Annotated in this window: 10 protein-coding genes and 1 pseudogene; 5 read left to right on the top strand and 6 right to left on the bottom strand. The window is 75.9% G+C overall.

Going from position 1 to position 23,751, the window contains the following annotated elements; genetic code table 11:
- Genes ACFV6D_RS15425 through asnB form a run of 4 tightly spaced genes read right to left on the bottom strand, consistent with a single transcriptional unit; the run spans window position 1 to window position 10,893 of the window.
- Window positions 1-6,489: an amino acid adenylation domain-containing protein gene (locus ACFV6D_RS15425; RefSeq protein ID WP_380560048.1), complete on the bottom strand. Its 6,489-nt coding sequence runs from the start codon at window positions 6,487-6,489 to the stop codon at window positions 1-3.
- Window positions 6,486-8,273, bottom strand: a complete 1,788-nt coding sequence (locus ACFV6D_RS15420) for a non-ribosomal peptide synthetase (RefSeq protein ID WP_380560047.1) — start codon at window positions 8,271-8,273, stop codon at window positions 6,486-6,488. Before ACFV6D_RS15420 ends, ACFV6D_RS15425 begins: the two co-directional genes overlap by 4 nt.
- Complete coding sequence (locus tag ACFV6D_RS15415; RefSeq protein ID WP_380560045.1) at window positions 8,270-9,013, bottom strand: aspartate/glutamate racemase family protein; 744 nt, start codon at window positions 9,011-9,013, stop codon at window positions 8,270-8,272. The genes ACFV6D_RS15420 and ACFV6D_RS15415 overlap by 4 nt, the downstream gene beginning before the upstream one ends.
- On the bottom strand, window positions 9,010-10,893 hold the full coding sequence (asnB, locus tag ACFV6D_RS15410; protein ID WP_380560044.1) for an asparagine synthase (glutamine-hydrolyzing): 1,884 nt from the start codon (window positions 10,891-10,893) through the stop codon (window positions 9,010-9,012). Before asnB ends, ACFV6D_RS15415 begins: the two co-directional genes overlap by 4 nt.
- A 324-nt stretch (window positions 10,894-11,217) precedes the next feature.
- Between asnB and ACFV6D_RS15405 the strand changes: the two genes are divergently transcribed.
- On the top strand, window positions 11,218-12,051 hold the full coding sequence (locus ACFV6D_RS15405; RefSeq protein ID WP_380425892.1) for a thioesterase II family protein: 834 nt from the start codon (window positions 11,218-11,220) through the stop codon (window positions 12,049-12,051).
- 74 nt (window positions 12,052-12,125) lie between these two features.
- Here ACFV6D_RS15405 and ACFV6D_RS15400 read toward each other — a convergent pair whose 3' ends face one another.
- Together ACFV6D_RS15400 and ACFV6D_RS15395 are read right to left on the bottom strand one after the other, a co-directional pair.
- Window positions 12,126-19,331: an amino acid adenylation domain-containing protein gene (locus tag ACFV6D_RS15400; RefSeq protein ID WP_380560042.1), complete on the bottom strand. Its 7,206-nt coding sequence runs from the start codon at window positions 19,329-19,331 to the stop codon at window positions 12,126-12,128.
- 390 nt (window positions 19,332-19,721) lie between these two features.
- The gene (locus ACFV6D_RS15395) at window positions 19,722-20,198 is read right to left on the bottom strand and encodes a GNAT family N-acetyltransferase (protein WP_063352790.1); all 477 of its coding nucleotides are present in this window, start codon (window positions 20,196-20,198) and stop codon (window positions 19,722-19,724) included.
- 448 nt (window positions 20,199-20,646) lie between these two features.
- On the opposite strand from ACFV6D_RS15395, the gene ACFV6D_RS15390 reads away from it, so the two are divergent.
- From ACFV6D_RS15390 to ACFV6D_RS15375, 4 genes and pseudogenes are all read left to right on the top strand, one after another.
- Window positions 20,647-21,558, top strand: a complete 912-nt coding sequence (locus tag ACFV6D_RS15390; RefSeq protein ID WP_380338990.1) for an ABC transporter ATP-binding protein — start codon at window positions 20,647-20,649, stop codon at window positions 21,556-21,558.
- Between the two features lie 84 nt (window positions 21,559-21,642).
- Entirely contained in the window at window positions 21,643-22,467 is an 825-nt protein-coding gene (locus ACFV6D_RS15385; protein ID WP_063352421.1) for an ABC transporter permease, read from the top strand.
- An 84-nt stretch (window positions 22,468-22,551) separates the two neighbouring features.
- Window positions 22,552-23,373, top strand: a pseudogene (gene ddaH, locus ACFV6D_RS15380) (dimethylargininase); the annotation flags it as partial.
- A gap of 49 nt (window positions 23,374-23,422) precedes the next feature.
- On the top strand, window positions 23,423-23,623 hold the full coding sequence (locus tag ACFV6D_RS15375) for an MbtH family protein (protein WP_380560040.1): 201 nt from the start codon (window positions 23,423-23,425) through the stop codon (window positions 23,621-23,623).
- The last annotated feature ends 128 nt before the right edge of the window (window positions 23,624-23,751 follow it).

The raw sequence follows: 23,751 nt of genomic DNA, 5'->3' as shown, positions 1-23,751 counted from the left end.
TCAGTCCCTCCCTGTCGGTGCGGTCCGGGTCGTCGGCCCGGCCGGTGTGTGCTGGTCGGCGGCCGGGCCCTCGGCCCGGTCCCGGGCCTCGCGGCGGGCCTTGGCGCGGGCCCGGACGGCGCTCTGGCGGCGTTCGCCGCGCGGTTCGGCGGTCTCGGCGGCGGCCCGGCCGTCCGGGGCGGCGCCCTCGGTGAGGCCGGCCGCGAACTCGGCGATGGTGGGCCGGCCGAAGATGTCCACCAGCCGGACCGGCCGCTCCAGGCGGCGGGCCAGCTCCAGCTGGAGCCGGGCGGCCAGCAGCGAGTCGCCGCCGGCCTCGAAGAAGTTGGTGTGCCGGCCGACCGGGCCGCCGCCCAGCAGCCGGCGCCAGGCGTCGGCGACGAGCTGCTCGACCCCGGCCAGCGGGGCGGCGTCGGCGGGCCGGGCGGCGGCCCCGGGCAGCGGCAGCCGGGCCCGGTCCCGCTTGTTGGTGCGCGTCCTGGGCAGCGCGTCCAGCAGCAGCACGGTGTCCGGCACGACCGCCGCCGGGAGCCGCTCGGCCAGGTGCGCGCGCAGCTCGGCGCCGGTGACCCCGGGCGCGGCGACCGCGTAGCCGACCAGCCGGCGGGCACCGCCCTGGCCGTGCGCGGCGGCGGCCGCCTCGCGGACCCCGGGGTGCAGCTCCAGCAGCGCCTCGATCTCCTCCAGCTCGATCCGGTTGCCGCGGATCTTCAGCTGGCTGCCGATCCGGCCGACGAACGCCAGCTCGCCGTCCGGGAGGCGGCGGCCCAGGTCCCCGGTGCGGTACAGCCGGCCCCCGGCCTGCCAGGGGTCGGCGACGTACGCCCGGGCGCTCTCCTCGGGCCTGCGGTGGTACGAGCCGGCCAGGAAGTCGCTGCGCAGGTGGATCTCGCCGACCACCCCGACCGGGCAGAGCCGGCCCCGGCGGTCCAGGACCACCGCCTCGCGGCCCGGGATCGGGCTGCCGATCGGCACCCCGGACGGGAACTCCTCGCCCGGCGCCAGCTCGCGGTGCGTCGCCAGAACGCACTCGGTGGGCCCGTAGAGGTTGTGCAGCCGCGGCCGGTCGGGGCGGTGCGCCCAGGCCGCGGCCAGCGCCACCGGGAGCACCTCGCCGGCCATCAGCACGTGGGCGAGGTCCGGCAGGTGCGAGCCGGTGGCGTCCAGCGCCTCGGTGACCAGCTGGAAGAAGGCCGGGACGGTCTGGATCTGGGTGATCCGCTCGGCCCGAAGCCACCCGGCCACCGCGAGCGGGTCGCGGCGCAGCCCCTGCGGCGGCAGGCAGAGCACCGCGCCCGAGCAGAGCGCGGCGAACACCTCGGTGTACGCGGCGTCGTAGGTGAACGGGGCCCACTGGGCGATCCGGCTGTCCGGCCGGATGCCGAAGTGCTCGCGCTGCCAGTGGGCGAACTGGGCGAGCGCCGCGTGCGGCAGGGCGATGCCCTTGGGTGTGCCGGTGGAGCCGGAGGTGTAGACCAGGCAGAGCGGGTCGCCGGGGCCGGCGGGGGAGGCGGCCGGGGCGGGGCCCGCGGGCTCGTCGGCGGCCGGCACCCGCGGGTCGACGACCTCGACCGGGATCCCGGCGAAGTGCCCGTCACCCTCGCGTAGTTCAGGGTGCAGGGCGAGCGTGCTCTCGGCGGCCAGCAGGCACACCGGTTCGGCGTCGGCCAGCAGCGCGGTCAGGCGGGCGTCCGGGTCGGCCGGGTCGAGCACCGCGAAGGCGGCCCCGGTCTTGGCGACGCCGAGGATCGCGGCGCTCTGCACCGGGCCGGCGGGCAGCAGCACCGAGACGAACCGGCCGGGGGCCGCGCCGCGCTCCAGCAGCCGGGCCGCGATCCGGTCGCTCCAGGCGTCGAGCTGGCGGTAGCCGACCGTCACGCCCTCGGCCCGGATCGCGGGGGCGTCCGGACGGGCCGCGGCCCGGGCCCGGAACAGCTCGGACACCGAGGCGGCGTGCTCGGCGCGCGCCTCGCCCGCGGGGCGGGCCGGGCGCGGGGCGGGCAGAGCGGGGTCGGTGAGCTCGACGGCGTCGAGGGGGGCCTGCGGCGAGGCCAGGGCGGCGCGCAGCAGGACGTGGAAGTGCCGGGCGAAGCGGTCCGCGAACTGCGGGCCGAAGCGGTCCGTGGCGTACTCCAGGGCGCCGCCGATCCGGTCGGCGCGCTCGTCCAGGGCCAGGGTCAGGTCGTACTTGGCCGCCCCGGTGGGGACCTGGCGCAGCACGCCGGCGGCCGCGCCCAGCCGGACGTCGGCCGGCGGCGCGTCCTGGAACACCAGCGAGGCCTGGACCAGGGTCGGCCGGCCCGGCTCGCGGGGCAGGCCGAGGCCGGCCACCAGCCGGTCGAAGGCGACCAGCGGACGGCCGAGGTCGCCCGCCAGCGCCCGCCCGGTGCGGGCGGCGAGTTCGGCGAAGGACGGCGCCCCGGCCAGGTCCACGCGCACCGGCAGGGTGTTGGCCAACGAGCCGACCAACGACTCCAGTTCGGGCCGGTCGCGGTTGGCCACCGGCACGCCCACCAGCACGTCGTCGCTGCCCGCGTAGCGGCCCAGCAGCGCCGCGTACACGGCGAGCAGCAGGGTGAAGGGCGTGGTGCGCAGCCGGGCGGCGCCCTCGCGCAGCGCGGCCGTCAGCTCCGGGGCGAGCGCCACCGGCAGGGTCTCGCCGGCTCCCGTAGGCCTGGTCCGGGTCGGTGCGTCGGCGGGCAGGTCGAGCACCCCGGGGTGCCCGTCGAGCCGCTTCAGCCAGTACTCCAGGTGCTCCTGACGCAGCGTCAGGCCAGCCTCGTCGGCGCAGTCGGCCGCGTAGCCGGCGAAGTCCAGGTCGAGCGCGGGCGGCGGCTCGGCCAGCCCGAGGCGGGCGGCGTACAGCGCGGCCAGCTCGCGCACGGCCACGCCGATCGACCAGCCGTCGACCGCGAGGTGGTGCGCGGTGCACAGCAGCACCGAGCGCTCGGGGCCGGTGCGCACCAGGGTGAGCCGCAGCGGCGGCTCACCGGCCAGGTCGAACGGGCGCACGGCCTCCGCCCGGGCCAGCTCGGGCACCTCCTCGGGCGCGGCGTCCAGGACGGCCAGGGCCGGTACGGCGGGCGGCGCGAGGACCAGCACCGGGCCGTCCTCGCGCAGCTCGCAGCGGGCGGCGAGCACCGGGTGCCGGGCGGTCAGGTCGGCGAGCGCCCCGGTCAGGGCCGCCTCGTCCACCGGGCCGGTCAGGTCGAGCGCGGCGGGCAGGTGGTAGGCGGGCGAGTCGGGGGCCAGGCGGTGCAGCAGCCACAGCTGGCGCTGCTGGTCGGTCATCGGGACGGCGTCCGGGGCCGGCCCCGCTGTCCGGACGGCGGGCGCCGGGGCGGCGGGCCGCACCCGCGCCAGGGCGGCGGGGGTGGGGTCGGTGTAGAAGTCGGCGAGCGAGGGCGCGGCGCCGAAGCGGGCCCGGACCCGGCCGAGCAGCCGGGTCGCGGCGATGGAGTTGCCCCCGGCGGCGAAGAAGTCGTCGGTGGTGCCGACCCGCTCGGCCGGCAGGCCCAGGACCTCCGCCCAGAGCGCGACGGCGGCCTGCTCGGCCTCGGTGACCGGTGCCGTCCGCTCGGCGGCGGTGAGCTCCCCGGCGCGCAGCAGCAGCGCCGGCCGGTCCACCTTGCCGCTGGTGTTGAGCGGCAGCGCAGGCAGCGGGGCGATCACCCCGGGGACGGCGGCGGCGGGCAGCCGCTCGCGCAGGTGGCGGCGCAGGCGGTCGGGCAGCCCGTCGTCCTCGGTGCGGGCGGTGACGAAGGCGACCAGTCGGGGCCCGGCGGGTTGCCCCCGGTCCACGACCACCGCCGCCTGGCGGACCTCGGGGTGGGCGGCGAGCAGGGACTCCACCTCGCCGACCTCGATGCGGTGGCCGAGGATCTTCACCTGCTGGTCGGCCCGGCCGAGCACGACGATCCGGCCGTCCGGCAGGTGGCGGGCCAGGTCGCCGGTGCGGTAGACGGTGCCGCCGGCCGGGTCGACCGGGTCGGCCACGAAGGCGGCGGCGGTCAGCTCCGGGCGGTTGCGGTACCCGGCGCTCACGCCGGCCCCGCCGATCACCAGCTCGCCGACGGCGCCGCGCGGCACCGGCCGCAGCCGCCGGTCCAGGACGTAGCAGACGGTGCCGGCCACCGGGCGCCCCACCGTGACGCCCTCGCCGGGCAGCACCCGCCCGACGGTGGACCAGATGGTCGTCTCGGTCGGCCCGTACAGGTTCCACAGCCCGGCGCAGCGCGCCAGCAGCCGATCCGCGAGGTCGGCGTCCAGGGCCTCGCCGCCGCACAGCGCCCGCAGCCCGGGCCGGCCCGCCCAGCCGCCGTCCAGCAGCCCGCGCCAGAGCGAGGGGGTGGCCTGCATGACGGTGGCGCCGCTGCGCTCCAGCAGCGCGCCCAGCGCCTCGGCGTCGCGGACGCTCTCGCGCGGGGCGACCACGACCCGGCCGCCGGCCAGCAGCGGGGCGAACAGCTCCAGGACGGAGATGTCGAAGGTGATCGAGGTGACGGCGAGCAGGGTGTCGTCGGCGCGCAGGCCCGGCTCGGCGCGGACCACGCTGTGCAGCAGGTTGGCGACGCAGCCGTGCGGCACCGCCACGCCCTTGGGCAGCCCGGTGGAGCCCGAGGTGTACATCAGGTACGCGAGGTCCTCGGGCCCGGCGCCGGGCAGCGGCTCGCCCGCCCCGGAGTCGGAGGCGTCCAGGCCCTCGTCGAGCAGCGCGGCCGGGTCGGCGGCGGGCAGCCCCGCGGCGGGGCCGCCGATCAGCAGACGGGCGCCGCTGTCGGCGAGCACGTGCTCAGCCCGCGCGGCGGGCATGGCCTCGTCCAGCGGGACCAGCACGGCCCCGGCCCGCCAGATGCCGACGATCAGCGGCACCAGCTGCGCGCCGCGCTCGACGCGCAGGGCCACCCGGTCGCCGGGCGCCACGCCGTGCCGGGCCACCAGCCGGCGGGCGACCAGGTCGGCGGCCGCGTCGGCCGCGGCCCGGCTGAAGGCGTGGCCGGGCGACTCGACGGCCGGTGCGGCGCCGCCCTGCCGGGCGAGTTCGCGCAGCGCCTCGGGCACGGTGGCCCAGGCGCGCTCGGCGTCGGGCGCCCGGTTGAAGTCGACCAGGACGCGCCGGCGCCGCTCTTCGGAGAGCACCGGAAGCTCGGCCAGCGGCCGGTCCGGGTCGGCCGCGGCGGCCTCCAGCAGGCACAGCAGCGAGTCCGCGAAGTCGGCCGCCGTCTCGGGGGCGAGCAGCGCCGTGCGGTACTCCAGCGTCGCGTCCAGCGCGCCCGAGGGGCGCGGGCGCAGGAAGAAGGTCAGGTCGTACTTGGCCGTGCCGCTGTGCGAGGGCGCCGGGGCGGTGGTGACGCCGGGCAGCTCCAGGGTGGTGGTGGGGCCGCTGTGGAAGGAGTACATCAGCTGGAACAGCGGCGTGCGCCCGCCCGCGGCGCGGCCGAGCCGCTCCAGGACCAGGTCGAAGGGGGTGTCGCGGTGGCGCAGGTCGGCCTTCAGGTGCTGGCGGGTGCGGGCCAGGGCCTGCCGGAAGCTCGGCTCGCCGCCGAGGTCGCTGCGGTGGGCGACGAGGTTGAGCAGCGGTCCGACGACGCCGGCGAGGGCGGTGCGGCCGCGGGTCGCCACCGGCATGCCGACCACCAGGTCGTCCTGGCCCGTCCAGCGGGCGGCGGTGGCGCAGAAGGCGGTGAGCAGCACGGTGGACAGGCTGGCCAGTTCGCCCCGGCCGAAGGCGCTGAGCCGGGCGGCCAGTTCGGCGGGGACGGTGAAGTGGTGCAGCGCGCCGGCCGCCGGGTCGCCGCCGGGGCCGACGTCGGACGGCAGGTCGGCGGTGGGCAGTTCGCCGCCCAGCCGGGTCTGCCAGTGGTCGATTCCGCCGGCGTGGCTGGTGTCGCTGTCGTCGCCGCGCTGCCAGGCGGCGAAGTCGCCGAAGTCGGGTCCGCCAGCGGGGAAGGGGGCCGGGGCCTCGCCGCCGAGTTCGGCGGCGTCGCCGGCGGCCAGCGACTCCAGGAAGACGCCGAAGCCCCAGGCGTCGACCACGATGTGGTGGGCGGTGAACAGCAGCAGCGAGCGGCCCCCGCCCAGCAGGAACAGCTGGGTGCGCATCAGCGGGGGCCGGGCCAGGTCGAAGGGCACGGCCACGGCGCGGGCGGTGAGTTCGGCGAGCCGCTCCGCGCGCTCGCCCTCGGGGACGCCGGTCAGGTCGACGGTCTCGACGGCCGGGCGGACCAGGTCGGCGAACAGCTGCCACGGCTCGCCCGCCCCGTCGGCGGCGACGGCGCAGCGCACCACCTCGTGCCGCCGGGCGACGGCGGCCAGCGCCCGTTCCAGGGCGGCCACGTCCAGCGGGCCGCTGACGTGGAAGGCGGCGCTCTCGTTGTGCAGGGCGGTGCCGGGCAGCACCTGCTCGGCCCGCCAGATGGAGCGCTGGGCGTAGGACAGCGGTGCGCGGGCGCGGTCGCCGCGCAGCGGCAGGGAGGTGTCGCGGCTCATCGGCGGCCGCCCTCCGGCGAGGCGTCCGCGCGGCCGGCGGCGACGGCCGCGGCCAGCCCGGCGACGGTCGGGTCGCCGACGTACACCCGCAGCGGCACCTCGACGCCGAAGCGGGTGCGCAGCCCGTCCAGCAGGCGGGCGATGCCCAGTGAGTCCCCGCCGAGCAGGGCGAAGTCGTCGTGCCGGCCGACGGCGGGCACGTGCAGCAGCTCGCGCCACAGCTCGGCGATGCCGGCCTCCAGGCCGTCCAGCGGCTGTTCGCCGGTGCGCCCGGCCAGGGCGGCGGCCGGGCTGGGCAGCGCCCGCCGGTCGGCCTTGCCGCTGAGGGTGCGCGGGATCGCGGCGAGCCGCAGGTACAGGGCGGGGCGGGCGGCGGCGGGCAGGCCCTCGGCGGCGTGCGCGCGCAGCTCCTCGTCGGTGGCGCCGTCGGCGACCAGGTAGGCGCAGAGCACCGGTTCGCCGTCGGCCTCCTCGACCAGGGCGGCGCAGACGTCCGCCACCGCGGGGTGGCGGCGCAGCAGGTCCTCGATCTCGCCGAGTTCGACCCGGGCGCCGTTCACCTTGACCTGCTGGTCGCGGCGGCCCAGGACCTCCAGGGTGCCGTCGGCGCCGAGGCGGCCGAGGTCGCCGGTGCGGTACCGGTCCGGTGCGACGAAGCCGCCGGCCGCGTCGCCCAGGTAGCCGCGCAGCGGGAACGGGGTGCGGATCTCGATCTCGCCGATCGCGTCCACCACCGGGCGCCCGCCGAACAGCACCCCGATCTCGACGCCGGGCATCGGGTGGCCGGCCGGGACGGTCTCGGCCTCGGCGTCCTCGGCGGTGAGCCGGCGGAAGACCTTGGTCATGGTGGTCTCGGACGGCCCGTAGAGGTTGACCAGCTCCTTGTCGCCCCCGAACAGGGCCCGCCACCAGGCGATGTCGGCGGGGCGGACCGGCTCCCCGGCCATCAGCACGCTGCGCAGCCGCGGCAGGGAGTCGGCGGCCAGCCCGGCGGCGCGCAGGGTGCGGAACACGGTGGGCACGCAGTGCAGCAGGTCGACCTGCTGCTCGGTCAGCCAGCGGGCCAGGGCCGCGCCGACGGGGATGGCGCCGGGCGCCGGGAGCACGGCGGTGCCGCCGGCGCACAGCGGGACGAGGGCGTCGCGCAGGAAGGCGTCGAAGCCGGGGGAGGTGAGCATGGAGATCCGGGTGCCCGGGGCGATGCCGAACTCGGCGATCTCCCAGTCCAGGAAGTGCGCGACGGCCTCGAAGCTGCCCCGGATGCCCTTGGGGCGGCCGGTGGTGCCCGAGGTGAAGTAGACGTAGCCGGCGTCGGGGCCGCTGATGCCGGTCCAGTCGTCGGCCGCCCAGGGCAGCGGGGTGATCGACTCGGCGGTGAGCAGCGGCAGGTCGCCCTGTCCGGCGACGGCCAGGTGCTGCCCGCCGGTGGTCGGGCCGTGTCCGGCGGCGGCCAGCGCGGAGCGGCCGGCGGCGTCGGCGAGCACGGTGCCCGGCCGGAGGTCCTCCAGCAGGGCCGTCCAGCGGGCGGCGGGCTGGCGGGTGTCCACCGGGGCGAACGGGCGGCCGGTGGCGGCGCAGGCGAGGATCGCCGCGACCACCGGGACGGGGTCCGCGCAGGCGACCAGGACCGGGCCGGTGCCGGTGGCGAGGCGGTCGCGCAGGCCGGCGGCCAGCTTGGCCAGCTCCTGGTGGCTCCAGACCCGCTCGGCGGTGGCGAGGGCGGGGGCGGCGGCTCGGCGCTCGACCTGGTCGGCCCAGCGGTCGAGGATGCTCGTGTGGCTCACAACTCTCCGTTCATGATCCGGTGGGCCACGACCGTCAGCGGGTCGAGGGAGGGCAGGGCCTCGCTCAGACCGGCGTCCTCGATCGCCCTGGTGACCAGGTGCAGCTCGGTGCAGGCGGCGACGAAGGACCGCACGCCGTAGCGGGGCAGGGTCTCGCGCAGGAAGTCGATGGTGCGGGCCGGGTCCTCGCCGCGCTTGAGGCGGTGGATCTCCCGGTGCAGCGCCTCCTGGTCCGGCGGGCGCAGGGCCACCAGCTGCCGGGCGGCCCGGGCCCCGGCGGCGCCCGAGGTGAGGATGCCGGCCCGGGCGGTGCCGGAGGAGCAGAGCAGCAGGTGCGGTTCGCCGGCCGCGGCCAGTTCCTCGTGCACCACGTCGACCAGTGAGACGCAGCGCGCCGTGAGGTCGGCCGGCAGGGCGCCGAGCACGTGGTGGGCGGTGATGCAGGCGACCACCACGCGTTCCGCGCCGGCGGCCAGCAGGCCGCGCAGCGAGGACTCCACGGCGCGGCGCAGCTCGTCGAGTTCGCCGCTGCCGATGGCCTCGGTGCGGTCCACCACGGCCGGGTCGGACCAGAGCAGCACCCGCGGGGTGTCCTGCTCGGGGTGGAGCCGGCAGGCCCGGTAAACGGTGCGCAGCAGTTCGACGGAGGCCAGCGGCCCCATGCCGCCGACCACCCCGACCAGCGGGTGGCGCGGGCGGGTGCCGGGGCCGGCGATCGGCCCGGCGGCTGTGGCGGTCATCCCAGGCACGGCAGATCGAACTCCTCGACGAAGAGGGCGAAGGTCGCGACGAGCATCAGGTAGTCGGTGTCCAGGTGGGCGTGCACCTGCTGGCCGTCACCGCGCTGACGCTGCGTCAGGGCGGCGATGGTGTCCGGGTTGAAGTAGCCCTGGCGGCGGACGGTCGCGGGGGAGACCAGCTCCTCGAACCAGTCGGCGCCGGTGCTCAGCAGGTGGCTGCTGGTCTGGCCGCGGAAGCCGTACTTCTGCCGGCTGAGCACCTCGCCGGGCACCAGGCCCTCGGCCGCCCGGCGCAGCACCGCCTTCTCCCGGCCGTGGGCGAGCATCAACTCCGGTGGCAGCGTGGTGGCGTGGTCGACCACCGCGTTCGCCAGGAAGGGGAAGCGCAGCTCGACGCCGTTGGCCAGGGCCATCCGGTCGCCGTGGTCGCCGAGCAGGTGGTCGGCGAGCCGCAGGTGGTAGTCGAGGTAGGAGCGCTGGTGCAGCGGGTGGCGCCCGGCCAGCCGCTCGGGGTCGACGAGGCGCTGGTTGGTGACGGAGAACTCGTCCAGCCCGTAGGCCAGGTCCTCGGCGTACAGCTCGCGGCGGAACTCCTGGGCGGGCAGCTGGTCCTGCTCGTAGCCGAGGTCGACGCCCCACATCCGTTCGCGGATCTCGCGTTCCAGCCGGGCGTCCAGGCCGGTGAGCCGGCTGCCGCCGAGCCCGGTGGCGTCGAAGCGGTAGCCGGGGTAGCCGCCGAACAGCTCGTCGGCGCCCTCGCCGCTGAGCGCGCCGACCGTCCCGGCGGCGCGGACGGCCTCGGACAGCGCCAGCGAGCAGACGTTGTACGACTCGCGCACGGGCGCCTCGGCGTGGCGCACCATCGCGGTGATCCGCTCGGCCACCTCGTGCTCGCCGACCGGGACTTCGTGGTGCTCGGTGCCCAGCTTGGCGGCGACCAGCCGCTGGTGCGGGCCCTCGTCGAAGTCGCGGCCGGGGAAGGTGACGGAGAAGCTGGGCCAGGCGTGGCCGGGCCGGGCCCGGGCCATCAGGGCGCCGATCAGGCTGGAGTCGAGGCCGCCGCTGAGGTACATGCCGATCGGCACGTCCGCGAGCAGCCGGCTGCGCACGGCCTCGTCGAGCAGGTCGGCGGTGCGGTGGGCGTACCGCTCCAGCTCCCGGTCCAGGGCCTCGGGGGCCACCGGGTCGAGGTCGGCGGCGAGCGGGAAGTCGAGGTCCCAGTACCGTTCGGTGCGCACGCCGGAGCGGTCGGCGATCAGCCGCTCGCCGGGGCGCAGGGCGCTGATGCCCTCGAACATGGTGCGCGGGCTGACCAGTCCGGGCAGCGTCAGCACCTGGTCGAGGCCGCGCAGGTCGACCCGGGCGCTGACGGCGGGGTGGCGCAGGATCGCCTTGATCTCGGAGGCGAAGATCAGCTGGCCGTCGGCGACGGTGTAGAAGAGCGGGACGATGCCGGCCCGGTCGCGGGCGAGCAGCAGCCGCTGCGCGGCGGCGTCGTGCAGCGCGAAGCCGAACTGGCCGTCCAGGTGGGCCGTCAGGTCCTCGCCGTACTCGCGGTACAGGTGGACCAGCACCTCGGTGTCGCTCTCGGTGCGGAACCGGTGGCCGCGGCGGCTCAGCGCGGTGCGCAGCTCGCGGTGGTTGTAGATCTCGCCGTTGCAGACCGAGACCAGGGTGCCGTCCTCGGTGCGGTGCGGCTGGTTGCCGCCGGCGAGGTCGTTCAGGGCCAGCCGGCGAAAGCCCAGGCACAGGCCGTCCGTGGCGTAGTGGCCGTCGTCGTCGGGGCCGCGGTGCACCAGGCACGCCGTCATCTCCCGGACCACGGCGGCATCGGCCGGGCGACCGCCGCCCAGGACGAATACGCCGGTTATTCCGCACATTCTGTCCGCCCTCTCCCGTCGTGCGTTCGGAACTCGTCGTCGGAACTTGTCGTCGGAACTCGCCGATCGAAATACTCTGGAAATATCCGAAAGAAACCCGGACGAAGAGCACCGTAACAGAGCTCGGTGTTCCGGGAAAGACTCAAGATCCTTATGCGCCAACCGACTATTTCAGGGCACAACTGAGCTGCGGCATCGCCTGGTTGGATCTGCCCAGGGCATGCCGGAATACGGGCTGGACCAACCCGTGAATTACCGCATAAAGTCGTGCGGGAGGCCTGTTCAGGCTTCGCGTAATTGACTGGGAAAGAAAAAGGAGCAGCGATGACCGGTTCGTCCGCCGTACAGCACGACGAGGTGGCCCGATGGACGCCGTGGCACCGGGACGCCGCGCCGAACGGGCGGTCCGGGCCCGTACGCGTCTACTGCCTGCCGCACGCCGGCGGCTCCGCGAGCGCCTACCTGCCGTGGGCCCGGTCCGGCGAGCAGCCGGGCCTGACGATCGTTCCGGTGGAACTGGCGGGCCGGGGCACCCGCCTCGCCGAGCCGCCGACGGCCGTCATGGACGAGGTGGTCGACGGCCTGCTCGCCCTGCTGGCGAGCCGCCCGGCGGACGAACCGTTCATCCTCTTCGGCCACAGCATGGGCGCCCGGATCGCCTACGAGACGACCCGCCGGCTCGCCGCCGAGGCACGGCCGCTGCCGCTCTCCCTCGTGGTCTCCGGCGGCCGGGCCCCCGGCACCCCGGACGTCACCCGGCTGCACGGACTCACCGACGACGAGCTCCTGGAGCGCATCGTCGGCCTCGGCGGGACCCCGGCCGAGGTGCTGGAGTTCGCCGACCTGATGCAGATGATCCTGCCGGTGCTCCGGGCCGACGTCACCCTGCTGGGCGAGTACAACGACCGGATCCGGCCGACCGTGCTGCCCTGCCCGGTGCTGGCGCTCGGCGGCGCCGACGACCTGATGGCCGGACCGGAGTGGATCACCGGCTGGCGGGCCACCACGGCGGCCGGCTTCCGCCACCGCATCCTGCCGGGCGACCACTTCTTCCTGCACCAGCAGCGGGCCGAGGTGCTCGCGGAGCTCGCGGCGCAGGCCCGGGCGTGCCTGGACACCGCGGACGGCCCCCAGGAGGGCCGGGCGCCGGGCGCCTGACCCCGGCCGCCCGGTTCCGTACGACGGGGCCGGGCGGCGGGTGGCGGTCCGTCCGGAACGCTCCGGACGGACCGTCATCGCCGGCCCTCGTCGGCCCGTCGCAGGACGGCGGCGACGACCCGGGCGATCTCGTCGATCGGCCCGGCGTCGGCGAGGTCCAGGTGCCGGGCGGCGAGCGGGTGGTTGGCCACCGGCCCGGTGGCGTGGGCCGACCAGACGGCCACCGTGTCCTGCGGCCGGTGGTCGCCGGTCGCGGTGAAGGTGGTCAGCGGCGCGTCCAGCACCCCCGGCGTCCACGCCGCTATCAGCGCGGCGTGGTAGCGGCAGGAGTCGAGGAACACCGCCAGCTCGTCCTCGTCGCGCGGCGCGGCCTCGCGCAGCGCCACGGCCAGCCGGTCGAGCAGCTCCGAGGGCTTGGGCTGCCACTGCTGCGCCAGGACGGCCGCCACCTCGGCGGCGGGCGCGCCCGTCGCCGTCAGCAGCTCGGCCAGCACGGCGGTGTCGGTGACCTCCCCGGCGTCCGGCGGTGCCGGGTGGCTGTCCAGCAGCGCGACCAGGTCGACCTGCTCGCCCTGCTCGCGCAGCAGCACGCCGATCTGGTGCGCGACCAGCCCGCCGAAGGACCAGCCGAGCACCCGGTAGGGGCCGTGCGGCTGGACGGCGCGCATCCGCGCCAGGTACTCCCGCGCCAGGCCGTCCACGTCGGCCGGCCGCTCCCCGCCGCCGACCGGGCCGATGCCCTGGAAGGCGTAGACCGGCTGGTCCGGGTCGAGCCCGCGCAGCAGGCCGATGAAGCCGAGGCCGTCGCCCGTCACCGGGTGGACGCAGAACAGCGGCGCCCGGTCGCCCGTGGCCCGCAGGGCCAGGAGCGGTTCGAAGGGAGCGTCGGCGCGCCCGGGCCGCCGCCCGGTCAGCCGCTGCGCCAGCGCGGCCGGGGTCGGGGCCTCGAACAGCGCCTTCACGGGCAGGTCGACGCCGAACTCCGCGTGGATGCGCTCGACCAGCCGGATCAGCAGCAGCGAGTGGCCGCCGAGCAGGAAGAAGTCGTCCTCCGGGCCGACCGCGGGCACGCCCAGCAGCTCGGCGAAGACCGCGACCAGCGTGCGTTCGGCCGGCGTGCGCGGCTCCCGGGCCCGGCTCTCGACGTGGGTCTGCGGCTCGGGCAGCGCCCGGCGGTCCAGCTTGCCGTTGGCCGTCACCGGGAGCGCGCCGAGCAGCACGTAGGCGGTGGGCACCATGTGGTCGGGCAGGTGGCCGCGCAGGTGGGCGCGCAGCGCGGCGGCCGTGGGCGGCTGCGCGGCGCCGTCCGGCACCACGTAGGCGACCAGCCGGGCGGTGCCGGTCCGGTCCTCGCGCACGGTGACGGCGCAGGCCGTGACCGCCGGGTGCTCGCCGAGTCGGGTCTCGATCTCGCCGAGCTCGATGCGGTGGCCGCGCAGCTTCACCTGGCTGTCCACCCGGCCCAGGTACTCCACCACGCCGTCGGGGCGGTGGCGGGCCAGGTCGCCCGTGCGGTACATCCGGGTGCCCGGCGCGCCGTGCGGGTCCGCGACGAAGCGTTCGGCGGTGAGCGCCGAGCGGCCGAGGTAGCCGTACGCGAGCTGCTCGCCGGTCAGGTAGAGCTCGCCCGGCACGCCCGGCGGGACGGGGTTGAGGGCGGTGTCCAGCACGTAGCCGCCGGAGTTCCAGATCGGCCGCCCGATCGGCACCGGGTGCGCCTGCTCGTCCGCCGGGCCGCACTTCCAGGCCGTCACCTCCACGGCGGCCTCGGTGGGCCCGTAGAGGTTGTCCAGCCGGACGCCCGGGAGCACCTGCCGGAACCGGCGCACGGTGGCCGCGGGCAGCGCCTCGCCGCTGGCCACCACCAGGCGCAGCCCGGTGCACTCGGCGGCCCGCGGGTGCTGGAGGAAGACGTCCAGCATGGACGGCACGAACTGGGCGACGCTCACGCCCTCGCGCTGGATCAGCTCCGCCAGGTAGGCCGGGTCGCGGTGCCCGTCGGGCTTCGCCAGCACCAGGGTGGCGCCGGTGATCAGCGGCCAGAAGAACTCCCACAGCGAGATGTCGAAGCTGGCCGAGGTCTTCTGCAGCACGCCGTCCCGGGCGCCGAGCCGGTACTCCTCCTGGCCCCAGCGCAGCCGGTTGGCGATGGCGTGGTGCGGGACGAGCACGCCCTTCGGCCGCCCGGTCGAGCCCGAGGTGTAGATCACGTAGGCCGGGTCCCCGGGGCCGGGGGCGGTCGGCGTGACGCCCTCGGGTGCTGGCAGGTCCTCCGGCGACAGGCAGGGCACGCCCTCGGCGGGGCGCAGCGCGGCGGCCTGCTCCGGGGCGGCGATCACCGCGGCCGGGCGGGCGTCCGCCAGCATGTACGCGAGCCGGTCGGCCGGGTAGTCCGGGTCCAGCGGCAGGTAGGCGCCGCCGGCGCGGTGGACGGCGCACAGCGCCACCACGAGCTCCACCGAGCGGGGCACGGCCACCGCGACCCGGCTGCCCGGGCGGACACCGACCGCGGCGAGCCGGCGGGCCAGCGCGTCGATCCGGCGGTCCAGCTCGGCCGGGCCGAGCGCCCGGCCCTCGAACACCAGGGCGGGGGTGTCGGACGGCGCGGCGAGCCCTGCCGACACGAGGGCGGCCAGCGTGGTCGGCGCCAGCTCCCGCCGCTCGCCGGCGGAGCGCTCCAGCAGCCGCGGCCGCTCGCCCTCGGCGGACAGTTCGAGCCGGGAGATCGGCCGCTCGGGATCGGCCGCGGCCGCGCCGAGCAGCCGCGTCAGGCAGCCGGCGATCGCCTCGACCGTGGCCCGGTCGAACAGGTCGGCGCGGTACTCGACGGCGCCGGTCAGCTCGTCGTCCGGGCCGGCGGGCGTGCCCAGGGTGACGGTGAGGTCGAACTTGGCCGGCGCCGGGCCGGCGGTGAGCAGCTCGCTGTCGAGGCCGGGGATCTCCACGGCGGCGCCCGCCTGCTCCATCACCAGGGCGACCTGGAAGAGCGGGTGGCGGCCGGGGGAGCGCTCCGGGTTGACCAGCTCGACGATCCGCTCGAACGGCAGGTCCTGGTGGGCGTAGGCGGCGAGGTCGGCGTCCTTGACGCGGCGCAGCAGCTCCCGGAAGCCCGGGTCCCCGTCGGTGTCGGTGCGCAGCACCAGCGTGTTGACGAAGAAGCCGACCAGGTCGTCCAGGGCCTCGTCGGTGCGCCCGGCGATCGGGGTGCCGATCGGCAGGTCGGTGCCGGCGCCGAGGCGGGTGAGCAGCGCCGCCAGACCGGCCTGGACGGCCATGAAGAGGCTGGCGCCGTCGGCCCGGGCGAGCTCCGCCAGGGCGCGGTGGTCCGCGCCGCTCAGCCGCAGCGGCACCCGGCCGGCCTGCTGGCCGGTCTCGGCGGTGCGCCGCCGGTCCACCGGCAGCGCGATCTCCTCGGGCAGGCCGGCCAGCGCCCCGCTCCAGTACTGCCACTGCCGGGCGGCGGTGCTGCCCGGGTCCTCGTCGTCCCCGAGCAGCGCGAGCTGCCACTGGGTGTAGTCGGCGTACTGGACGGGCAGGGCGCTCCACCCGGGGGCCCGGCCGGCCGTGCGGGCCTGGTAGGCGGCGCCCAGGTCGCGGGCGAGCGGGCCCATCGACCAGCCGTCGCAGGCGATGTGGTGGACCGTCAGCAGCAGGACGTGCCGCTCGGGGGCGAGGGCGAAGAGGTGGGCGCGCAGCGGCGGCTCCGACGCGAGGTCGAAGGGCTGGGCGGCGGCGGTGCGCAGGGCCTCGGTCAGGCCCTCCTCGGTCACCGTGGCGGCGCCGGACTGCCGCAGCAGCGGCGGGAGTTGATCCGGGGTGAGGATCCGCTGGCGGGGGGCCGCGTCCTCGCCGCGGGAGAGCGGGAAGACGGTGCGCAGGGCCTCGTGGCGTGCGGCGCAGTCGTGCAGCGCGGCGGCGAGGGCGTCCCGGTCCAGGGCGCCGGTCAGGCGCAGGGCCAGCGGGATGTGGTACGCGTCGCTGTGCGGGTCCAGCTGCTGGAGGAACCAGAGCCGGCGCTGGGCGTGCGAGAGCGGGATCCGCTCGGGGCGGGCGGCGGCGGCCAGCGCCGGGCGACATCGCCCGGCGTCCACCGCGCGGGCGAGCCCGGCGGCCGTCGGGCTCTCGAAGACCGCCCGGATGGGCAGTTCGGCTCCCAGGGCGGTGCGCACCCGGCTGACCAGCCGGGTGGCGAGCAGGGAGTGGCCGCCGAGCGCGAAGAAGTCGTCGTCGGGGCCGACCTCGGCCACGCCGAGGACCTCGGCGAGCAGCGCGCACAGCGCGGCCTCGCGGGCGTCCCGGGGGGCCCGGGAGCGGCCGGTGGCGGCCCGCAGCTCGGGCTCGGGCAGAGCGGAACCGTCCAGCTTCCCACTGGAGTTGAGCGGGAGCCGGGCCAGCACGGCGTAGGCGGCCGGGATCATGTAGTCGGGCAGCTGCCCGGCCAGCAGCTCGCGCACCTCGGCGAGGTCGGGGGCGTTCCCGTCCTCGGTCACCAGGTAGGCGGCGAGGTGGCGCTCCTCGGCGCCGGCGCCCCGGGCCAGGACGGCGGCCTGCACGATCGCGGGGTGGCGCAGCAGCACCGCCTCGATCTCGCCGGGCTCGATCCGGAAACCGCGGATCTTGATCTGCCCGTCGGCCCGGCCGAGGTACTCCACCTGGCCGTCGCGGCGCATCCGGGCGAGGTCGCCGGTGCGGTACATCCGGGCGCCGGGCGGGCCGTACGGGTCGGCGGTGAAGCGCTCGGCGGTCAGGGCGGGGCGGCGCAGGTAGCCGCGGGCCAGGTGCGGCCCGGACAGGTAGAGCTCGCCGGGCACGCCGAGCGGGACGGGGCGCAGCAGGTCGTCCAGCAGGTACGCCCGGGTGTTGTCGAGCGGGCGGCCGATGACGGGGGTGCGGCTGTCCGCCAGGGAGCAGGCGAGCGCGTCGACGGTGCACTCGGTCGGGCCGTAGTAGTTGAACACCGCCACGTCCGGCAGGGCGGAGAGTTCGCTCCACAGCGCCGGCCCGACGGCCTCGCCGCCCAGCATCAGCACGGCCGGGCGGTGGTGGCCCTCGGCGAAGAGGCCGGCGGCGGTGAGCGCCGGGACGTACGTCGGGGTGAGGTCCAGGAAGTCGAGGCGCTCCCGGCGGACGTAGCCGACCAGGGCCTGCGGGTCGAGCCGGACCTCGTCGCTCAGCAGGTGCAGCGGGTGGCCCTCCAGCAGCCAGAACAGCGGCTCCCAGGCGGTGTCGAAGGTGATCGAGGCGACCAGGCCCAGCTGGAGGCGCCGGCCCTGCGGGCCGCCGGACGGGCGGACCATGCGGGTGCGGTGGTGGTGCATCAGGCTGCTGAGGCCGCCGTGCGGGATCACCACGCCCTTGGGCACCCCGGTCGAGCCGGAGGTGTGGATGACGTAGGCCGGGTCGTCCGGGCCGGTGGGGCCGGTGCGGTCGGCGTCCGTCAGGTTCCCGCCGGGGTGGGCGGCGACGGCGGCCCGCGCCCCGGGCTCGTCCAGCACCAGGACGGGCGCGCCGTCCGGCAGCCGGCCGGCGTCGGCGGCCGTGGCGAGCACGCAGACCGGGGCGGCGTCGGCGAGGATGCCGGCCAGCCGCTCGCGCGGCATGGCGGGGCTGACCGGTATGTAGGCGGCGCCCGACTTGAGGACGGCGAGCAGCGCGATCAGCAGGTCGGTGGTGCGCGGCAGCGCCAGGACGACGTAGCGCTCGGGGCCGGCCCCGCGCCGCACGAGCTCCCGGGCGAGCCGGTTGGCGCGCTCGTTGACCTCGGCGAAGGTGAACCTGCCGTCCTCGGCGACGAGGGCCGTGACCTCGCCCTCCAGAGCGGCGCGCTCCTCGAAGGCGCCGTGGTACGTCACGGCGGGGGCCGGCAGGACGGGCAGGGCGGGCCCGTGGGCGCGCTCGAACAGGTCGAGCCGCTCCTCGGCGCCGATCAGGTCGTACCCGCCGATCCGCTGGTCCGGGTCGGCCGCGGCCGCGGCGAGCAGCCGGCCGAGCCGGGCGGTCAGGGCCTCGGCACCCTCGCGGGTGAACAGGTCGGTGCTGTACTCGACGAAGCAGCCGAGCCCGGCCGGGGCGCCGTCGGCGTCGTGCACCTCGCGCATGTTGAAGGACAGGTCGAACTTGGCACCGCCCGGGCCCGCCTCGGCGATCTCGGTCTCGATGCCGGGCAGCGCGAGGGAGGCCTCGGGGGTGTTCTGGAAGGCCAGCATCACCTGGAACAGCGGGTGCCAGCCCAGCGAGCGGTGCGGGTTGAGCGCGGTGATCAGCCGCTCGAACGGGAACTCCTGGTGGGCGAAGCCCTGGAGGTCGGTGCGGCGCACCCGCTTGAGCAGCTCGCGGAAGGTCGGGTCACCGGAGGTGTCCAGGCGCAGGACCAGCGGGTTGACGAAGTAGCCGACCACGTCGTCGTAGCGCTCGTCGGTGCGGCCCGCGATCGGGCTGGCGATCGGGATGTCCGTACCGGCCCCCGACCGGGTCAGCACCGTCGCCAGCGCCGCCTGGAGCACCATGAACATGCTGACCCGGCAGGAGCGGGACAGCGCCAGCAGCTCGCGGTGCAGCTCGGCCGGGAGGTCCCACGGGAAGTACTCGCCCCGGTGCGACATCACGGCGGGCCGGGGGTGGTCGGTGGGCAGCTCCAGGAAGTCCGGCAGGCCCGCCAACGCCTGGCGCCAGTAGGCGAGTTGGCGCCCGCCCTGGCCCTGCGGATCGTCCAGGTCGCCGAGGTTCGCGTGCTGGCGCACGGCGTACTCGGCGTACGTGCCGGGCAGTGGGGACCAGACGGGCGCCCGGCCCTGGCTGCGGGCCAGGTAGGCGGTGCTCAGGTCGCGGGCCAGCGGGGCCAGCGACCAGCCGTCGCCGGCGATGTGGTGCAGCACCATCAGCACCACGTGCTGCTGCGGGCCGAGCACGAACAGGTGCACCCGCAGCGGGGCCTCGGCCTCCAGGTCGAAGACGTGCCCGGCCCCGGCCTCGATCAGGGCGGGCAGCTCCTCCTCGGTGACGGGCACCACGGTGAGGACCGGCGCCAGCTCGGCCATCGCCAGCACCTGCTGGCGCGGCACGCCGTCGCGCTCGGGGAAGACGGTGCGCAGGGCCGCGTGCCGCTCCACCACGTCGGCCAGGGCGGACCGCAGCGCCTCGTGGTCGACCGGGCCGGTCAGCCGCAGCGCCACCGGGACGTTGTACGAGGCGTCGCCGCCTTGGAGGCGGTCGTTGAACCAGAGCGCCAACTGTGCGTACGACAGCGGTGTCTCCGCGGGCAGGCTGTGTTCGCCCAGCACGGGGCATCCCTCCAGGTGGAACCGCCCCGCCGGCCGGGTGGGTCGGGCGGGCCGGACGGTGGTTTCCGGTGGCTCTTGGCCGTTGTGGGCCCCGGCCGTGGTGAGTCGCGGCCGTGGTGAGTTACGGGCCGTCGTAGGCCGTCGGGGGCCGCGGCCGTGGTGAGTTCAGGCCGTGGTGGGCCCCGCCGTGGTGATGAGCGGGCCGTGGTGATGTGCAGGCTGCGGTGATTCGCGGACCGTGGTGATTCGCGGGCCGCCGTGGGCCCCGGGGCCGTCGCGGGCCCCGGCCGTGGTGGCCTCCGGGGGTCCTTGTGGGCTCCGGGGCCGTGGGGGGCCCGCCGACGTCCCTCGGCGGGGGGACTACCGGCTACCGCGCTGTGCGGGCGGGAGTCACGCGGTCCAGCGGTAGGTCATGTCCGGCTCGTTCTCCTCGTTGCGGCTGCCGTCGTTGGTGTCCACCACGACGAAGCCGTGCCGCTCGTAGAAGGCGCGCGCCTCGGTGTTCTTCTGGAAGACGTGCAGCGAGAGCTCCTGCGGGCTGGCCGACCTGACGGCCTCCAGCAGCACCGTCCCGATGCCGCGGCGGCGCGCCTCGGGGCGCAGGTAGAGGTGGTCGAGCAGGCTGCCGTCGAGCGAGGCGAAGCCCAGCACGGCCCCGGTCCCGGCGTCCTCGGCCAGCCACACCCGGGTGTCCGGGAGCACGACGTGGGTGATCCAGCTCAGGGTGGCCTCGTCACTGTGCAGACGGGGCAGGTACGGCATGGTCGCGGTGCGGGAGGCCAGGAAGACCTCGGTGACGACACCGGCGTCCTCGGCTACCGCGGCCCGCAGGCGGACGTTCGCGGTGAGCGGTCCGTCGGACTGCATCCACATCTCCTCGGTCAGGTGCGTGAAGGGGCGGTGGTGCCGCGGGTGACGACCGAAGGAGGAATACGTGATCGGCACCCGTCGCACACCGACGCTACGGTCGCGAACTATGGGCGATGGAGCCGAATTTCCCCCCGGATGGGCCGACATAGTGCGTCCCGGCGGCATTGATCTTCGAGCAACCTAACACCTGGTCATGGACAGGGGAACCCCCGAAAGCAGGTTCCTGACAAGTCGATTCTGCGGTTAGATGATCGCGCGGGCCCGGCCCCCGGGGAGCGAGGATTTCGGCGCACCGGGCGGTGACATTCCCCGACTTCCCTTGTACCTTCCCCGACGCCGAACTTCCCCTGGCTTCGCCCGACTTCCTCCGCCTTCCCCCGTACTTCCCCTGCGCTTCCCCAGTACTTCCCCTGCACTTCCCCGACTCCCCGAAAGGAGCGCCCGCGTGGACACCCCTGCCGTCCGAATCAGCGGCGCGGTCAAGACGTTCGGTGCCACCACCGCGGTGGGCGGCCTGGACCTGGAAGTGCCGCCCGGCATGTTCCTGGGCCTGCTCGGGCCCAACGGTGCGGGCAAGTCCACCACCATGCGGATGCTCACCGGGCAGACCCGCGCGGACGCGGGCACCGTGGAGGTGTTCGGGCACCGGATGCCAGAGGACTCCCGCCGCGCCCGCTCCCTGGTCGGCGTCGTCCCGCAGCACGACAACATCGACCCCGAACTGACGGTGCGCCAGAATCTCGACGTGTTCGTCCGGTTCACGGCCCTGCCGCGCGAGCGCTACCGTGAGGCGGTCGACCAGGCGCTGGCCGCCGTCCGGCTGACCGACCGCGCGAACACCCGCGCCGACGCGCTCTCCGGCGGCATGCGCCGACGGGTCCTGCTGGCCCGGGGCATCGTCAACAACCCGCGGCTGCTGCTCATGGACGAGCCCACCGTCGGCCTGGACCCGCAGATCCGGCAGGACCTGTGGGACGTCATCGACGGGATGCGCGAGAGCGGCACCACCGTCGTCATGTCGACCCACTACATCGAAGAGGCGGAACGGCTCGCCGACGAGGTGGCCGTGGTGACCGGCGGCCGGGTGATCGCCCGGGGCACCCCCGCCGAACTGCTGCGCGCGCACGCGGGCGCACAGGCCGCCGAGTACCGGGGCGACGCGGCCCGGCGCGAACTCGTCGAGGCCGAGGCCGCCCGGGCCGGACTGCCCAGCCGGCGGACCGGGCCGGCGGTCTCCGTCCTGCGCGCCGAGACCATCTCCGCGCAGCTGCACGAGCGTCTCGGGCCGCCGGACGTGCTGCGCCCGACCTCCCTGGAGGACGTGTTCGTCGCACTGACCGGAGAACTGTTCGGCTGAGCCCGGGCCGGCCGCTCTCTCGCCCCTCGCCCCTCGCTCCCTGGCCTACCGCCCGCCTGCCCGCCCCCACAGAGAGGACACCCGATGACCACGGCGACGCCCATGCCCCGCACCGAGGCCCAGACCGGCCCCGCCCCAGGCCTCCCGCCCGCCCTGTGGCCGACCATGCGGGCGGTGTGGCTGCGCGAACTGCTGCTCTTCCGCCGCTACTGGCCCGCCATCACCTTCGGCTCGCTGATCGAGCCGCTGGTCTACATGACCGGGTTCGGCATCGGCTTCAGCCGGCTGATCGACTCGGTCCAGGGACACCCGTACCCGCAGTTCGTCGGCGTCGGCATGGTGGTCACCTCGGTGCTCTTCGCCTCGGCCTTCGCCGGGATGTTCGAGAGCTTCAACCGCCGCAAGTACCAGAAGATCTACGACGCCGTGCTGTGCCAGCCCGTCGACGTCTGGGAACTGGTCACCGCCGAGGCGTCCTGGATCGCCGTCAAGTCCTCCGTCTACGGCACCGCGCCGCTGCTGGTCTGCCTCGCCATCGGCCTGCCGCCGGGGCCGGAGCTGCTGCTGGTGCCGCTGGTGGCGCTGGTCTCCGGCTTCGCCTTCGCCCTGCTCGGCATGTGGGTGTCCTGCCTGGTGCCGGCGATCGACTGGCTGCGGCTCGTGGTGTCCGGCGTGCTCACACCGCTGGTGATGGCCGCGGGCGTGTTCTTCCCGCTGGACGGGCTGCCCGACTGGGTCCAGGGAGTGGCGGCCGTCAACCCGATCTTCCACTGCACGCAGCTGGTGCGTCACGCCGCCTTCGGGACGCTCGGGGCGGGCGACGCCCTGCACGGGGCCGTCCTGGCCGCATTCGCCGTCCTCGCCTGGTTCCTGGCCGTCCGCGGGATGCGCCGCCGACTCATCGACTGAACCGGCCCCGGACCTCCCGGAGCAACACGCAGACCCGCAGACCCGCAACACGTAGACCGTGCAGCACGCAGACCAAGGAGAACCACCCCGATGACAGCCCGCGCCGCGAGCCCGCGCCGTTTCCTGATGTGCCGGCCCAGCCACTTCGGCGTCAGCTACTCCATCAACCCCTGGATGCACCCGGAGAAGCCGGTCGACGGCGCGCTCGCGCTCGCCCAGTGGACCAGGCTGCGCGACCTCTACCGCGAACTCGGCCACACCGTCGAGGAGATCGACCCGCTGCCCGGACTGCCCGACATGGTCTTCGCGGCCAACGGCGCGACCGTGGTCGACGGGAAGGTCCTGGGCGCGCGCTTCCGCCACGCCGAGCGCACCGCCGAGGGCCCGGCCTACCTGTCCTGGTTCCGCGAGCGGGGCTGGTCCGAACTGCTGTGGCCCGAGCACATCAACGAGGGCGAGGGCGACTACCTGCTGGTCGGCCGCCGGCTGCTGGCCGGCACGGGCTTCCGCACCGACCCGAGGTCGCACGCCGAGGCCCAGGAGTTCTTCGGCGTCCCGGTGACCAGCCTGACCCTGGTCGACCCGGAGTTCTACCACCTGGACACGGCGCTCGCCGTCCTCTCCGACGACGAGATCATGTACTACCCGGAGGCCTTCACCCCCGGCAGCCGGGCGGTACTGCGCGAACTGTTCCCGGACGCCATCCAGGCGACCGCCGAGGACGCCGCCGTCTTCGGCCTCAACGCGCTCTCCGACGGCCGCCACGTCCTCCTCCCCGAATCGGCCACCCACCTGATCGGCGAACTGCGCCGACGCGGCTTCGAACCGATCGGCGTGGACCTCACCGAACTCCTCAAGGCGGGCGGCAGCGTCAAGTGCTGCACCCTGGAACTGCGCGGCCACTGACCGCACCGACAAGCCCACCGGTTTTCACCGAGCACGAGAGGACGACGCGGTGACGAATCCCTTCGACGACCCCGACGCCGACTACCTGGTCCTGGTCAACGCAGAGGGCCAGCACTCACTGTGGCCCGCCGTCGCCACCGTGCCCGAGGGCTGGAAGACGGTGTTCGGCGCAGCGCGACGCCAGGCCTGCCTCGACCACATCGAGCAGACCTGGCCCGACATCCGCCCCCGCACCCTGACCCGCGACTGACCTGACCACCACACCACCCCGCCCACCAGCGCAGCCGCCCCCCCCCCCCCGCGCGCCGCGCGGGCGCCCGGCGGGGGGGGGGGCGGGCGCCGGAGGACTCAGCTCGGTCGCTGAGGCGCGACCGGCGC

Origin of the sequence: Kitasatospora sp. NPDC059812, assembly GCF_042732075.1 — a bacterium.
Taxonomy (GTDB): domain Bacteria; phylum Actinomycetota; class Actinomycetes; order Streptomycetales; family Streptomycetaceae; genus Kitasatospora.
The sequence above is the reverse complement of the archived record's forward strand: the minus strand, read 5'-3'. Positions and strand labels throughout refer to the sequence as shown.